Origin of the sequence: Xanthomonas graminis pv. graminis, assembly GCF_030168915.1 — a bacterium.
In the GTDB taxonomy this organism is placed as follows: Bacteria; Pseudomonadota; Gammaproteobacteria; order Xanthomonadales; family Xanthomonadaceae; genus Xanthomonas_A; species Xanthomonas_A translucens.
In genome coordinates this window covers 2181639-2196664 of the sequence record NZ_CP076255.1, presented here as the reverse complement: position 1 = coordinate 2196664, position 15026 = coordinate 2181639, and the positions used below count along the sequence as shown (strand labels likewise).

10 protein-coding genes are annotated in these 15026 nt (G+C 67.9%); 9 read left to right on the top strand and 1 reads right to left on the bottom strand.

The features are described 5' to 3' along the window. Positions 1-298 precede the first annotated feature (298 nt). The 9 genes from KHF85_RS09595 (at position 299) to KHF85_RS09555 (ending at position 12215) form a co-directional block, all read left to right on the top strand. Positions 299-604, top strand: coding sequence for a hypothetical protein (locus KHF85_RS09595; protein WP_141696369.1), 306 nt, complete (start codon positions 299-301; stop codon positions 602-604). Between the two features lie 104 nt (positions 605-708). Next, positions 709-3102, top strand: coding sequence for a methyl-accepting chemotaxis protein (locus KHF85_RS09590; protein ID WP_284569388.1), 2394 nt, complete (start codon positions 709-711; stop codon positions 3100-3102). Between the two features lie 346 nt (positions 3103-3448). Then, positions 3449-4018: an MCP four helix bundle domain-containing protein gene (locus KHF85_RS09585; protein WP_284569387.1), complete on the top strand. Its 570-nt coding sequence runs from the start codon at positions 3449-3451 to the stop codon at positions 4016-4018. Between the two features lie 60 nt (positions 4019-4078). Next, positions 4079-6340 (top strand): methyl-accepting chemotaxis protein, encoded by a 2262-nt coding sequence (locus tag KHF85_RS09580; protein ID WP_284569386.1) that lies wholly within the window; start codon positions 4079-4081, stop codon positions 6338-6340. A gap of 97 nt (positions 6341-6437) precedes the next feature. Next, positions 6438-7304, top strand: coding sequence for a CheR family methyltransferase (locus KHF85_RS09575; RefSeq protein ID WP_053833973.1), 867 nt, complete (start codon positions 6438-6440; stop codon positions 7302-7304). Then, on the top strand, positions 7301-7903 hold the full coding sequence (cheD, locus tag KHF85_RS09570) for a chemoreceptor glutamine deamidase CheD (RefSeq protein WP_009601101.1): 603 nt from the start codon (positions 7301-7303) through the stop codon (positions 7901-7903). The genes KHF85_RS09575 and cheD overlap by 4 nt, the downstream gene beginning before the upstream one ends. Next, positions 7900-8976 (top strand): protein-glutamate methylesterase/protein-glutamine glutaminase, encoded by a 1077-nt coding sequence (locus KHF85_RS09565; protein ID WP_284569385.1) that lies wholly within the window; start codon positions 7900-7902, stop codon positions 8974-8976. Before cheD ends, KHF85_RS09565 begins: the two co-directional genes overlap by 4 nt. 200 nt (positions 8977-9176) lie before the next feature. Further along, the gene (locus KHF85_RS09560) at positions 9177-11846 is read left to right on the top strand and encodes a sensor domain-containing protein (RefSeq protein ID WP_284569384.1); all 2670 of its coding nucleotides are present in this window, start codon (positions 9177-9179) and stop codon (positions 11844-11846) included. Between the two features lie 78 nt (positions 11847-11924). Then, entirely contained in the window at positions 11925-12215 is a 291-nt protein-coding gene (locus tag KHF85_RS09555; protein ID WP_284569383.1) for a two-component regulator propeller domain-containing protein, read from the top strand. A gap of 202 nt (positions 12216-12417) precedes the next feature. On the opposite strand, the gene acnB is transcribed toward KHF85_RS09555, so the two are convergent. Beyond that, a complete protein-coding gene (acnB, locus tag KHF85_RS09550) occupies positions 12418-15009 on the bottom strand; it encodes a bifunctional aconitate hydratase 2/2-methylisocitrate dehydratase (protein WP_284569382.1) in 2592 nt (863 codons plus the stop codon). Positions 15010-15026 lie beyond the last annotated feature (17 nt).

The following is a 15026-nucleotide window of genomic DNA, read 5'->3' as shown; positions in this document are numbered from 1 at the left end:
GGCAACTCCACTTGGCGGTGAAGTCGCTCAAGTCAGGTCGCCGGGCCACTTCACAACCGTTGGTGTTGCGAATCGGAGTTGAAGCCGCCTTCTGAAATGCGAACTGCTACGCACTTGCGCCGGTCAAGTTCGTCGTTACCACGCCGATAGCTGATTGGTAGCCGCGATTCAGTTGCGCCCGATTCATTTTCCCACCCCTTCCCGCCTCTAAAGGAGTTTCTCCGTGAAACCGAACTTCCCGTTGCTGCTGATCCTGCTGCTTGCCGCCAGCCCGAGCGCCTTCGCCCAGTCGCAGCAGATGATCCCGCCGGAGATGGCGGCCCGCTTCGTCGGCAAGGACGGCATGGTCTGCGGCAAGGTCGAGAAGGCCAAGTACGCGCAGAACTCCGAAGGCGAGCCGACCTTCCTGTACATGGGCGGCATGTTCCCGCGCCACACCTTCTCCGCACGCATCGCCGGCGCCGACCGCGGCAAGTTCGGCTTCGCGCCGGAAAGCCTGGAAGGCAAGGACGTGTGCGTGATCGGCAAGATCGAACGCGACAGCTCGCGCGCCGAGATCCAGGTCAGCGCGCCGTCCAGCCTGAAGCTGGCCACGATCAAGTAAGACGACGAAGCGTCGCCTCGCCGGAGCCCATGCGCGCCGGCAAGGCGGCGTTTTTGTTTTTCTGATGCTTCGCCGCCGTTGTCGAACCAAGGGGAAATGCGTTCATGCAGTGGATAAAAAATCTGAAGCTGATGCCGAAGCTGATGCTGGCGTTCGGTCTCGTGCTCGCCATCATGTTGATCCAGGGACTGGTCGCCTACAACGGCCTGCATTCGATCAACAACGTGGCCGACAATGCTTCCAACCAAGTGGTGCCCAGCGTGCGCACCGGCGGCGAGATGCGCGGCATCCTCGGCGAATACCGCAGCGCGGCCTACCAGAGCCTGATCCGCAGCAGCGAAGCGATCAAGAAAGACGCCGAAACGCGCAAGGTGGCGCTGAAGAAGCGGATGGACGAGATCATCGCCCAGTATCCGCCGATGGTCAGCAACCCGCAGGAGCGCGCGATCTACGAGCGCACCGCGGCAGACTGGAAGAAGGCCGTCGCCTCCTACCAGTCGGTGGACGAGATGCTGCAGCTGGAACTGCACGACGATGCGATCGACACCTTTACCGGCGAGACCCGCACCCTGCACAACAAGGTCGTGGACGACGTGATCGCGCTGATCGCGGAGAACAACCGCCAAGCGCAGGTCGCCGCGGTGGTCGCCAACACCACCTACCGACGGTCCTCGGCCTTGCTGCTGATCTGCGTGGTGATCGGCGTCATCGGAGCCGTAGGCCTGGCCTGGCTGTTCGGGCGCATGCTGGCCAGCAACGTGCGCAGCGCGGTCAAGGTCGCCAACGAGGTCGCCGGCGGCAAGCTCGACGGGCACATCGACGCCAGCGGCAAGGACGAGATCGGCGAACTGATGCAGGCGCTCAAGCGCATGCAGCAGGACCTGCGCGAGCGCACCGAGCGCGACGCGGCAGTGGCTGCCGAGAACCTGCGCATCCGCACCGCGCTGGACAACTCCTCCACCGGCATGTTCATCGCCGACCTGGACTACACCATCGTCTACGCCAACCCGTCGATGCAGGGCATCGTCGACAAGTACGCCGGCCAGATCCACAAGGTCGCTCCCGCATTTGATTCGAGCATGCCGCTGGTCGGCTCCTCGCTGTCGGTGCTGGAATACGGCAACCAGATCGACACCCGCACCGTGGCCGCGATCGAGAAGCACGGCGTGGCCGAGCGCGAGATGGCCTACGGCGATGCCCGCATCGCGCAGATCGTGTCCAGCATCCGCGACGCGCACGGCAGCCATGTCGGCTTCGTCTGCGAATCGCGCGACCGCACCGTCGAGGCCCAGGTCGAAGAGGAAGTGGCCAAGATCGTGCAGGCCGCCGCCGCCGGCGACCTGTCCGGACGCGTGGCCACCGACGGCAAACAGGGTTTCTTCCTGCAGCTGGCGCAGCAACTCAACGGTCTGCTGCAGGCCAACGGCGACAGCATCGGCGAAGTCTCCAAGCTGCTGACCGCACTGTCGCAGGGCGACCTGACCGCACGCATGCATGGCGAGTTCGACGGCGTGTTCGCGACCATGCGCGACGACGCCAATGCCACCGCCGAGCAACTGGCCGCCATCGTCGGCCGCATCCAGACCGCCGCGGTCAGCATCAACGCCTCCGCTGGCGAGATCGCCGCCGGCAACGACGACCTGTCGCGCCGCACCGAGCAGCAGGCGGCGAACCTGGAAGAAACTGCCGCCTCGATGGAAGAACTGACTTCCACCGTCAAGCAGAACGCCGAGCACGCCCGCCAGGCCAACCAGCTCGCGGTCGGCGCCGCGTCCGTCGCCTCGCAGGGCGGCGCCGTGGTCGGCCAGGTGGTGACCACGATGAGCGGCATCGAGACTTCGTCGAAGAAGATCGCCGACATCATCAGCGTCATCGACGGCATCGCCTTCCAGACCAATATCCTGGCGCTCAACGCTGCAGTGGAAGCGGCGCGTGCCGGCGAACAGGGCCGCGGCTTCGCCGTGGTCGCCAGCGAGGTGCGCACCCTCGCCCAGCGTTCGGCCAATGCCGCCAAGGAGATCAAGGGCCTGATCGACGCCTCGGTCACCCAGGTCGCCAACGGCTCGGCGCTGGTGCGCCAAGCCGGCCAGACCATGAGCGAGATCGTGTCCTCGGTGCAGCGCGTCACCGACATCATGAGCGAGATCGCGGCCGCGTCCCAGGAGCAGTCGTCCGGCATCGAGCAGGTCAACCAGACCGTTACCCAGATGGACGAGACCACTCAGCAGAACGCTGCGCTGGTCGAGGAAGCCACTGCCGCCGCACGCTCGATGGAAGAACAGGCCGGGCAGCTGACCGAAGCGGTCTCGATCTTCCGCGTGGAGCAGGCGCCGGCCAGCGCGCCGACGCCGACGCCGACGCCGCGCCATGCGCAGGTGCACTCGATCCGCACGGTGGCCACGAAGCCGGCCGCGGTGCCATCGAGCAAGTCGGCGCTGGCCACCCGCAGCAAGAAGTCGGTACCGGCCCTGGCTGATTCGGACTGGCAGGAGTTCTGAGTCGCCGGCAATCGCCGCGTTCATGCACTTCCCGATCCCCGGCCACGCGCCGGGGATTTTTTTGCCGGACGCATCTCGCGCGGCGGGTCGCGCCGTTCGGTCGGGGCCGGCGCGCGCCTGGTCTCAACCAGGCGGCAGGTACGCGCGTGGCAATGGCCCAAACGGACTGGGCGAAGTTCCGTATCCAGTGCCATGAGCGGGCCATCGAATCCAAATTGCATCACAGTTGAACCGGTTCCGTGCAATGGTGAACTCAAGCGCTAGGCGCCGCAGTCGATATCCGATTAACGATACGTGAACGCAGCCTGCCACTGCCCTCGTCATCGCCGCCGTTTCGGAGCCTGAGATGCCACGCCATACCGATCTGAAATCGTCCCTGCTCGCTGCGCTGCTGTGCGTGCTGGGCTGCGCCACGGTGGTCGCGGTGGCGTATCTGGGCACCCGCAACCTCGATGACTCGCGCGAGCACCTGCAGCAGTTGCAGACCCGGCAAGCGCCAGCGGCCATGGCCTTGTGCGAGCTGCGCGCGCAACTGGCGGAATTGCGCCTGTACCAACTGTCGCTGATCGCCGCCACCGGCAATGCGGCGGAGGTGGCCGACTACGACCAGCGTATCGAGCAATCGCTGCGCGGCGCGCGCAAGCAGGTGGCGCTGTACATCGCCACCATGCCCAGTGGCGAAGAACGCCACCGCTTCGCCACGATCCAGGCCGAACTGGATGCCTACCTGAAGTTGCAGCGGCAGATCGGCACGGCGGTGCATGCCGGGGATCGCGAACGCGCCAGCCAGCTGTCCACGCAGCAGGCGCTGCCGCAGCGCCGCGCCCTGTTCGCCGACCTGGAGGAATTGAGCCGCATCAACGCCCGCCACGCGCCGCACGCGGACGCCGACGTGTTCGTCTACACCCCCCGCTAGCTCCGGCGCACCGCATCGCATCGCCACCGTCTTCGACCAATCTGCTGCACGGAACCTTCAATGCACCTCCTCAAACAGCTGAAAATCCGCGACAAGCTGATCTTCGCATTCGCCATGACCACGCTGCTGACCTTGGTCCTGGGCGTGTTCACCTATTCGCGCACCACCCTGGCGATGGCCGAACTCAAGCGCATCGAACTGGATTGGTTGCCGGCCACGCAGGCGCTGGCCGAAGTCCGCGCGCAGCTCGGCGAGTTCCGTACCTACGAACTGGCGCAGATTGCGCGCGCCGACGATCCGGAAGCGATGGCCGACTACTTCAAGCGCATGCAGAAGGCGCGCACCGAAGTGGCGAAGAACCAGGCGATCATCGAACGGGTGATGCTGGAGCAGACGCAGCGGCAGATGTATGCCGGGGTCAGGGAAAAACTGGACGCCTACCTGCAGAGCAACACCGCGATGGGCGATGCGCTGCGGGCCGGCGACGTCGCCGCTGCGCAGGCCATCTCCGACACGCAGTCGCGGCCGCTGCGGCGCGCACTGTTCGAACGCATCGTGGCGCTGACCGAGTACAACGTCGCCCAGCTGAACCAGGAAATGGACATCATCAACGCGCAACTGTCGCGCACCAAGCTGCTGATCCTGAGCCTGCTGGTGCTGGCCATCGCCGCCGCGTCCGGCATCGGCTGGCTGTTCTCGCGCGGCATCGCGCGGCAGCTCGATGCGGCACGGCAGCTGTCGCAGGCCATCGCCCGCGGCGAGCTGGACAGTGCGGTGCGCGCCCATTCCAGCGACGAGATCGGCCCGCTGATGGGCGACATGCTGGACATGCGCGGCAGCATCCGCGCGGTGATCGACGCCCAGAACCAGATGGCGCAGCGCCACGAGCAGGGCACGATCAGCTATCGCATGGACGCGACCGCCTTCCCCGGCGACTACGGACAGATGGTCAAGGCCAGCAACGACCTGGTCGCCGCGCACGTGGCGGTGAAATTGCGCCTGGTGCAGATCATCCAGCGCTATGCGGTCGGCGACCTGAGCGAAGACATGGAGCGCCTGCCCGGCGAGAAAGCGGTGCTGACCGAAACGATGGACACCGCCAAGGCCAACCTGACGGCGATGAACGCGCAGATCAAGCAGCTGGCCGAAGCCGCCGCGGCCGGCGATTTCAGCGCGCGCGGCGACGCCGAGCGGTTCCAGTACGATTTCCGCACGATGGTGCAGAACCTCAACGCGATGATGCAGGTCAGCGACCTGACCCTGGGCGAGCTGTCGCAGCTGCTGCAGGCCATCGCCGCCGGCGATCTGAGCGTGCGCATGCATGGCGAGTTCCATGGCGTGTTCGCCAGGATGCGCGACGACGCCAACGCCACCGCCGAACAGCTGGCCGGCATCGTCGGCCGCATCCAGGCCGCGGCGGCCAACATCAACGTCGCCTCCTCGGAGATCGCCGCCGGCAACGAGGACGTGTCGCGACGCACCGAACAGCAGGCCGCCAGCCTGCAACAGACCGCCACGTCGATGGACGAGCTGACCGCCACGGTCAGGCAGAACGCCGAGCATGCGCGCCAGGCCAACCAGCTGGCGGTCGGCGCCGCCACGGTCGCCTCGCAGGGCGGCGAGGTGGTCAGCCAGGTGGTGCGCACGATGAGCGGCATCGAGGTCTCTTCGAAGAAGATCGCCGACATCATCAGCGTCATCGACGGGATCGCCTTCCAGACCAACATCCTGGCGCTCAACGCCGCGGTGGAAGCGGCACGTGCCGGCGAACAGGGCCGCGGCTTCGCTGTGGTCGCCAGCGAGGTGCGCACCCTGGCCCAGCGCTCGGCCGGCGCGGCCAAGGAGATCAAGCAGCTGATCGATGACTCGGTCACCCGCGTCGCCGAAGGATCGGCGCTGGTCGATCAAGCCGGCCGCACCATGCAGGAGATCGTGTCCTCGGTGCAGCGGGCCACCGACATCATGGGCGAGATTTCCGCCGCCTCGCAGGAGCAGTCGTCGGGCATCGAGCAGGTCAACCAGACCATCAGCCGAATGGACGAGGCCACCCAGCAGAACGCCGCGCGGGTCGAGGACGCCACCGCCGCCGCGCGCACACTGCAGACCCAGGCCGGCCAGCTCAGCGCCACCATCGCCGAGTTCAAGCTGGACCCGCACGGCAGCACGCCGCCAGGACACGCCGCGCCTGGCGCCGCGCCGCGTCCGCGTGACCAGGCCAAGGCGCGACCGGCGGCAGCCGCCGCGCGGCAGGCGGCGCGCATGCGCAGCGCAGCGGGCAGCGCGCGCACGGCCGCCGCCGAAGACCATTGTCAGCAATTCTGACCGCGGCAGCGGCGCCGGCACAGGCCGCGTCTTGTTCCGGCGTCAACTTCCCTCGGCGCCGGCCGATAACCCGATAGACCGATCACCGCTGCGAGCCATGGCCACTCCAACGTCTTCCCTGCCCCATCCCGGTTCCGACAATCGCGACTTCGACTTCAGCGATCGCGATTTCAAACGGGTCTGCGACCTGATCTACCAGAAGGCAGGCATCGCCCTGGCACCGGCCAAGCGCGACATGGTCTACGGCCGCCTGTCGCGGCGCCTGCGCACGCTGGGCCTGCGCTCGTTCCGCGACTATCTGGACTGGCTGGAGCGCGACGGCGGCGACGAGTGGGAAGCGTTCACCAATGCGCTGACCACCAACCTGACCTCGTTCTTCCGCGAGCCGCACCACTTCGAGCGCCTGCGCGAGGAGCTGCAGAAGCATGCCAGCTCGGCGCCGCTGAAGATCTGGTCGTGCGCCGCCTCCACCGGCGAGGAACCCTATTCGCTGGCGATCACCGTGTGCGAGGCGTTCGGCACGCTGACCCCGCCGGTGCGGATCCTGGCCACCGACGTGGACACGCAGGTGCTGGCGACCGCCTCGCGCGGCGTATACGCGGTCGATCGCATCGCCAGCCTGGACCCGGCATTGAAGCGCAAGTACTTCCAGCGCGGCAGCGGCGCCAACGAAGGCCAGTGCCGGGTGGTGCCGGCGCTGCGCGAGCTGCTCGAATTCCGCCAGTTGAATCTGCTGGAACCGCGCTACGACGTCAGCGGCCCGTACCTGGCGCTGTTCTGCCGCAACGTGATGATTTATTTCGACAAGCCGACCCAACGTGGCATCCTGTCGCGGCTGATCCCGCACCTGGACGACGAAGGCATGCTCTACACCGGCCATTCGGAGAACTACCTGCATGCGGCCGACCTGATCCAGCCCTGCGGTCGCACCCTGTACCGGCGCGCCGCCAAGGCACGCGCATGAGAGCCGCCACGATGGTCGCGGATCAGGTGATGCGCTATCACGACACCCGCTTCCAGACCATAGCGGCCAAGCTGTTGCCGACCCAGTACCTGGTGGTGGACGACGACACCGCGCTGACCACCATCCTCGGCTCCTGCGTGGCCGCCTGCATCCGCGACCCGCTGCTGAAGATCGGCGGCATGAACCACTTCATGCTGCCCGACGGCCAGGCTGGCGACGGCGCACCGGCGCGCTACGGCAGCTATGCGATGGAAGTGCTGATCAACGACCTGCTCAAGCGCGGCGCCAGCCGCAGCCGCCTGGAAGCCAAGGTGTTCGGCGGCGGCAACGTGCTCAAGGGGTTCACCAACAACCCGGTCGGCACCCGTAACGCCGAGTTCGTGTTGCAGTATCTGAAGGCCGAGCAGATTCCGGTGGTGGCCGAGGACCTGCGCGGCATCCATCCGCGCAAGATCTGGTTCTTCCCCACCACCGGCCGCGTGGTCGTGCAGCGCCTGCCGCATGCGCACGAAGAAGCCGAAGTCGCCGCCGCCGAATCGGCGGTGCGTGCCCGCCTCGCCAAAGCGCCGGTCACCGGTGCCGTGGAGTTGTTCGAATGACCTCAGAAATCCCTTGCCGCGTGCTGATCGTCGACGATTCCGCGGTCGTTCGGCAGATGTTGACCGAAATCCTGTCGCGTGCGCCCGGCATCGAAGTGGTCGGCTCGGCCGCCGATCCGATCCTGGCGCGCGAGAAGATCAAGCGGCTCAATCCGGATGTGATCACCCTGGACGTGGAAATGCCGCGCATGGACGGCCTGGCGTTCCTGGAAAACCTGATGCGGCTGCGGCCCACGCCGGTGGTGATGATCTCCTCGCTGACCGAGCGCGGCGCCGACACCACGTTGCAGGCGCTGGCGCTGGGCGCGGTGGATTTCATTTCCAAGCCCAAGCTCGACGTGGCGCGCGGCCTGGAGGAGTACGCCGAGGAAATCATCGGCAAGGTCAAGGCGGCGGCCAAGGCCAAGGTCCGCGCACTCGACCGCCCGGCCGCGCCGCGGCCTGCCGGCAACGCCGTGGCGGCGCCCAGCGCGGTGTCCACGCTGAAGTTCCGCACCACCGACCGGCTGATCGCGATCGGCGCCTCCGCCGGCGGCACCGAGGCGCTGCGGGTGGTGCTGGAAGGCATGCCCGCCGATGCGCCGGCGGTGGTGATGACCCAGCACCTGCCCGCCGGCTTCAGCACCGCCTTCGCCGACCGCCTCAACCGGCACTCGGCGATGGCGGTGCGCGAGGCCAGCGAGGGCGAAGCGATCCTGCCCGGCCACGCCTACCTGCCGCCCGGCGGCAAGCACCTGCAGGTGGTCCGCGACGGTGCGCGCTGGCGCTGCAAGATCGACGACGGCCCGCCGGTCAACCGGCACAAGCCGGCGGTGGACGTGCTGTTCCAGTCGGTGGCGCGCAACGCCGGCGCCAACGCGATCGGCGCAGTACTGACCGGTATGGGCGACGACGGCGCGCGCGGCCTGCTGGAAATGTTGCAGGCCGGCGCCAGCACGCTGGTGCAGGACGAGGCCACAAGCGTAGTCTGGGGCATGCCCGGCAGCGCATTCCGGCTGGGCGCCGCACAGGAAGTGTTGCCGCTGGACAGGATCGCCGAGCGCCTGATCGCGTTATCCAACCAGACCCGCTAGGGGCTGTGCGACGCGATCGGGAGACGTCGCGCCGTGCTTGGGCACGTGCGCGGCAAGCAACAACGGGAAAAGATATGTCGATTAGCGAGCGAGTGATGACGCCATTGCGCACGCACCAGGGCACGGCGCGCCGGCTTGCCGTGCGCGCTGTCCGACACGGCCATGCGGCCTGCCGCCATCGCGTTGCCGGACCCTAGGCCATGCCGCGCCAGCGCGCCAGCAAACCGACTGCGCCCGGCGCCGGCAGCGCCGTCGCCACCACGATGCTGCGCAAGCTGCAAGCGCCCGAGCAGGCACTGCTGAACTGTCTGCAGCAGGCACCCGACGGCGTGGTGGTGATCGACGCGGACGCACGCATCCTGGCCTTCAACCAGACCGCCGAAGCGCTGTGGGGGTTGCCGCAGGCGCAGGTACTGGGGCGTCCGCTCGGCGAGCTGGTGCCGGAGGATGCGCGCGCGGCGTTCCTGGCCAGGTGCATGCAGCGCGGCTCAGGCGCGCCCGGCGACAGCCACGAACTGCAGTTGCCCGGCAACGACGGCGTGCAGCGCTGGGTGGCGGTGAGCGCGGCGACGGTGCCGCAGGAGCCCACGCCGCTGTACGTTGTGTTCGTGCGCGACATCAGCGCCGAACGCGAGCGCGACGCCAAGATGCGGATCCTGTCGCTGGCGCTGGACCGCAGCGACAACGCCATCGTGGTGTGCGACGCGCAGTTGGCCATTCTCTACGTCAACCCCGGTTTCGTGCACATGTTCGGCCATGCCGCCGACGACGTGCGCGGGCTGCTGCCGAGCAGCGTGCTGCACGGCGCCGGCACCGACATGCAGGTGATCCGGCAGATCCGCGAGCGCGTGGTCGGGGGCCAGGGCCACCAGACCGACCTGCTGGTCTACCGCAAGGACGGCTCGCCGCTGTGGACCACGATCGTGGCCAATCCGATCGCCGACGCGGACGGCTGCACCCAGCACTACGTGCTGTCGTTCACCGACATCACCCAGAGCAAGATGCACGAAATCCTGCACAAGAACGTGCTCGACGCGCTGGTCCGCGAACAGCCGCTGGTCGAGGTGGCGACCTTGATCTGCAGCGAGGTCGAGCGCATCGCCCCGCAGGTGGTGGCCTCGATCATCAGCGTCGATGGCAATGGCCGGCTGCACCCGCTGGCCTCGCCGAGCCTGCCGACCGCGTTCAACGCGGCGGTCGAATCCATGCGCGTCGGCCCCGCCTCCGGTGCCTGCGGCACGGCGATCTGGCACGGCACGCAGGTGCTGGTGCGCGACGCCGCCACCGATCCGCTGTTCGCCGATTACCGCGCGCTGGTGCAGCAACTCGGCCTGGGCAGCTGCGTGGCCAGCCCGATCAAGTCCAACGGCGGGCGCGTGCTCGGCAGTTTCGCGCTGTATTACCGCGACGTCTGCGAACCGCAGGCCTGGCACCTGCGGCTGATCGAGCTGTGCCTGCACCTGTGCGCGCTGGCGCTGGAGCGCGAGCAGACCAAGGCGCGCGTGCACCAGCTGGCGTTCTACGATGCGCTGACCGACCTGCCCAACCGGGTGATGTTCAGCGCCCGCGCCGAACAGGCGCTGGCCGCCGCCGAATACCACGCGTTTCCGGTGGCGATCCTGTTCGTCGACATCGACCGTTTCAAGCGCGTCAACGAGACCCAGGGCCATGCCGCCGGCGACGGCCTGCTGCGCGACATCGCGCGACGCCTGGGCGAAACCTTGAGCGCGACCGACCTGATCGGTCGCCAGGCCGGCGACGAGTTCGTGCTGATGCTGCCGCAGTGCGGTGCCGAGCAGGCGGCCGGGGTGGCCGAGCGCCTGCTGCTGGCGCTGGCCGAGCCGACGGTGGTCGGCAACGTGACCCTGCACCCGGGCGCCAGCATCGGCGTGGCGATGTTCCCCGACGACGGCCGCGACATCGAGACCCTGCTGCGCCACGCCGACCTGGCCATGTACCGGGCCAAGAACGAAGGCGGCGGCAGTTTCCGCTTCTTCAGCGCCGACATGAACCGCATGGCGCAGGAACGCGTGGCGCTGGAGACCGCGCTGCGCGAGGCGCTGCGCCGCGATCAGCTGCAACTGCACTACCAGCCGCAGCTGCACAGCCAGCCGCCCTGCGCGCTGTACGGCGTGGAAGCGCTGCTGCGCTGGCAGCACCCGCATCTGGGCGACATCTCGCCGGCCCGTTTCGTGCCGATGGCCGAGGAATGCGGGCTGATCGACGAACTCGGACATTGGGCGCTGCGCCAGGCCTGCCGGCAGATGGCCGATTGGCGCCTGCGCGGGGTGCCGGTGCCGCGCGTGGCGGTCAACCTGTCGGCCAGCAACTTCGCCGACGCGCAGCTGCCCGCGCGCGTAGCGCAGACGCTGAGCACGCATGGGTTGCTGCCCAGCGACCTGGCACTGGAGATGACCGAGAGCGTGATGCTGTCCAACGCACCGGCGGTGCTGGCCAATCTGCGCCAATTGCAGGCCAGCGGCGTGCGCCTGTCGCTGGACGATTTCGGAACAGGCTATTCCAGCCTCAGCCATCTGCACCAGTTGCCGGTCAACGAACTCAAGCTGGACATGAGCTTCGTGCGCGACCTGGAACACAGCGAGACCGCGCGCGCATTGACCACCTCGGTGCTGCGCATCGGCGAGAGCCTGCGCCTGCACACCGTCGCCGAGGGCGTGGAAACCGAGGCGCAACGCGCCTTTCTGTCATGGCTGGGTTGCGACGTGCTGCAGGGTTTCCTGTTCGCGCCGGCGTTGCCGGCCATCCAGCTGGAACGCTGGCTCGACGCGCGCCAGGCCGACGCGGATCGTGCAACGCCGCCGCCCGGTTCCCCCCGCGCGAAACCGCGGGACGCGCCCCCCATCCCGTAGCACCCCTCATCCATCCGCGAGCCGATCGCGGCACAATTCCGGCACCGCCTTGCACCGCTACGACACCGTGCGCCGGCAATGGTTGCCGGCACCGGCGCCGGTGCGCGGCTGGCGCGCGACGCGCAGCAGCGGCTGTGGGCGGTCGATGTCGATGGGCAGGTGTTGCACGACGGCGACGATGGCGGTGGGCTGCGGCCGTTGCCGACCCCGGCACTGTCGGCGGCGCGCAGCCTGCTCGGCGACCGCGACGGCAACCTGTGGCTGGGCAGCAACGTACACGGCCTGCTGCGCATCGCGCGCTCGCGCATCGGCCTGCGCAACGACGCGCAACAGGGCGCGGCAGCTCGTCGCGCAACCGGTCGCGGTTGAAACCGCTTCTACAAAGCCTGCGGCGAGTTGGCTGGGTGCACTGTAGGAGCGGTTTCAACCGCGACCAACGAAGCCAGCACGCCATCGGCTTCGCGATCGCCCGGTACTCGAACCGCGCAACACAATGCGACCGGACGAGCGCCGCAAACGAAAAAGCCCGGCATCGCCGGGCTTTTTCGTCACAACATCGAACCACCGTGGATCAGGCGGCGACCGTATCGGCCACGTCCTGGTATTCCTGGATCTGATCGAAGTTCATGTAGCGATAGATCTGCTCGCCGCTGGTCTTGATCACACCCACGTCGGCCATGTACTCGTCCTTGGTCGGGATGCGGCCCAGGCGCGAGCAGATCGCCGCCAGTTCCGCCGAGCCCAGGTACACGTTGGTGTTGCGGCCCAGGCGGTTGGGGAAGTTGCGGGTGGAGGTGGAGAACACCGTGGCGCCCTCGCGCGCCTGCGCCTGGTTGCCCATGCACAGCGAGCAGCCCGGCATTTCCATGCGCGCGCCAGCCGCGCCGAAGGTGCCGTAGTGGCCTTCCTTGGTCAGCTCGGAGGCGTCCATCTTGGTCGGCGGCGCGACCCACAGCCGGGTCGGGATGTCGCGCTTGCCTTCCAGCAACTTGGCCGCGGCGCGGAAGTGGCCGATGTTGGTCATGCACGACCCGATGAACACTTCGTCGATCGCCGCGCCGGCGACCTCGGACAGCGTCTTGACGTCGTCCGGATCGTTCGGGCAGGCCACGATCGGCTCGTGGATGTCGGCCAGGTCGATCTCGATCACCGCGGCGTACTCGGCATCGGCATCGGGCTCGAGCAGCTGCGGATCGGCCAGCCACTCTTCCATCTTCTTGATGCGCCGGCCCAGGGTGCGCGCATCGGCGTAGCCCTCGGCGATCATCCAGCGCAGCAGGGTGATGTTGCTGGTCAGGTATTCGATGATCGGTGCCTTGTCCAGGCGCACGCTGCAACCGGCGGCAGAGCGCTCGGCCGAGGCGTCGGACAGCTCGAACGCCTGCTCCACCTTCAGGTGCGGCAGCCCTTCGATTTCGAGGATGCGGCCGGAGAAGATGTTCTTCTTGCCCTGCTTGGCCACGGTCAGCAGACCGTCCTTGATCGCGTACAGCGGGATCGCGTTGACCAGATCGCGCAGGGTCACGCCCGGCTGCATCTCGCCCTTGAAGCGCACCAGCACGCTCTCCGGCATGTCCAGCGGCATGACCCCGGTGGCGGCGGCGAACGCGACCAGGCCGGAGCCGGCCGGGAACGAGATGCCGATCGGGAAGCGGGTGTGCGAATCGCCGCCGGTGCCGACGGTGTCGGGCAGCAGCATGCGGTTGAGCCAGCTGTGGATCACGCCATCGCCCGGACGCAGCGACACGCCGCCGCGGGTGGAGATGAACTCCGGCAGGCTGTGGTGGGTCTTGACGTCCACCGGCTTCGGATACGCGGCGGTGTGGCAGAACGACTGCATCACCAGGTCGGCAGAGAAGCCCAGGCAGGCCAGGTCCTTCAGCTCGTCGCGGGTCATCGGCCCGGTGGTGTCCTGCGAGCCCACCGAGGTCATCTTCGGCTCGCAGTAAGTGCCCGGACGCATGCCCTCGCCTTCCGGCAGACCGCAGGCGCGGCCGACCATCTTCTGCGCCAGCGAAAAGCCCTTGCCGGTATCCGGCGGCACCATCGGCAGGCGGAACAGGTCCGACGCCGGCAGGCCGAGGAACTCGCGCGCCTTGGCGGTCAGGCCGCGGCCGACGATCAGCGGGATGCGGCCGCCAGCGCGCACTTCGTCGAACAGCACGTCCGACTTCATCGCGAACTCGGCGATCACCTGCCCGTTCTTCAGCGCCTTGCCGTCATACGGGCGCAGCTCGACCACGTCGCCGTGCTCCATCTGCGACACGTCCAGCTCGATCGGCAGCGCGCCGGCATCTTCCATGGTGTTGTAGAAGATCGGTGCGATCTTCGAACCCAGGCACACGCCGCCGAAGCGCTTGTTCGGAATGAAGGGAATGTCCTCGCCGGTCCACCACAGCACCGAGTTGGTCGCCGACTTGCGCGAGGACCCGGTGCCGACCACGTCGCCGACATAGGCGACCAGATGGCCCTTGGCCTTGAGGTCGGCGATCGCCTGGATCGGGCCGCGCTTGCCGTCCTCTTCCGGCACGAACGCGGCGCCGTCGCGCTTGTTCTTCAGCATCGCCAGGGCGTGCAACGGGATGTCCGGGCGCGTGGTCGCGTCCGGCGCCGGCGACAGGTCGTCGGTGTTGGTCTCGCCCGGCACCTTGAACACGCTGACGGTCAGGCTCTGCGGCACTTCCGGCTTGCTGGTGAACCACTCCGCGTCGGCCCAGCTCTGCAGCACCGCCTTGGCGTGCGCGTTGCCGGCTTCGGCCTTTTCCTGCACGTCGTGGAACGCATCGAAGATCAGCAGCGTGTGCTTGAGGCCTTCGGCAGCCACCGCGCCGAGCTCGGCGTTGTCCAGCAGTTCGATCAGCGGATGGATGTTGTAGCCGCCGAGCATGGTGCCCAGCAGCTCGGTGGCGCGCTTGGGCGAGATCAGCGCGCACTGCTCGCTGCCGAAGGCGAGCGCGGCCAGGTACGAGGCCTTGACCTTGGCCGCGTCGTCGACGCCGGCCGGCACGCGCTGGCTCAGCAGTTCGACCAGGAACGATTCTTCGCCGGCGGGCGGGTGCTTCAGCAGCTCGACGACCTCGGCGGTCTGCTGCGCGCTCAGCGGCAGCGGCGGGATACCGAGCGCAGCGCGCTCTGCAACGTGGTGGCGGTAGGCTTCCAACATGCGGGTTCTCCGGAAAT

What these genes read in the sequence shown, in the direction of transcription:
- KHF85_RS09595 (WP_141696369.1), top strand. Translation starts at nt 299, where the DNA reads ATGATCCCGCCGGAGATGGCGGCCCGCTTCGTCGGCAAGGACGGCATG.
- KHF85_RS09590 (WP_284569388.1), top strand. Translation starts at nt 709, where the DNA reads ATGCAGTGGATAAAAAATCTGAAGCTGATGCCGAAGCTGATGCTGGCG.
- KHF85_RS09585 (WP_284569387.1), top strand. Translation starts at nt 3,449, where the DNA reads ATGCCACGCCATACCGATCTGAAATCGTCCCTGCTCGCTGCGCTGCTG.
- KHF85_RS09580 (WP_284569386.1), top strand. Translation starts at nt 4,079, where the DNA reads ATGCACCTCCTCAAACAGCTGAAAATCCGCGACAAGCTGATCTTCGCA.
- KHF85_RS09575 (WP_053833973.1), top strand. Translation starts at nt 6,438, where the DNA reads ATGGCCACTCCAACGTCTTCCCTGCCCCATCCCGGTTCCGACAATCGC.
- cheD (WP_009601101.1), top strand. Translation starts at nt 7,301, where the DNA reads ATGAGAGCCGCCACGATGGTCGCGGATCAGGTGATGCGCTATCACGAC.
- KHF85_RS09565 (WP_284569385.1), top strand. Translation starts at nt 7,900, where the DNA reads ATGACCTCAGAAATCCCTTGCCGCGTGCTGATCGTCGACGATTCCGCG.
- KHF85_RS09560 (WP_284569384.1), top strand. Translation starts at nt 9,177, where the DNA reads ATGCCGCGCCAGCGCGCCAGCAAACCGACTGCGCCCGGCGCCGGCAGC.
- KHF85_RS09555 (WP_284569383.1), top strand. Translation starts at nt 11,925, where the DNA reads ATGGTTGCCGGCACCGGCGCCGGTGCGCGGCTGGCGCGCGACGCGCAG.
- acnB (WP_284569382.1), bottom strand. Translation starts at nt 15,009, where the DNA reads ATGTTGGAAGCCTACCGCCACCACGTTGCAGAGCGCGCTGCGCTCGGT.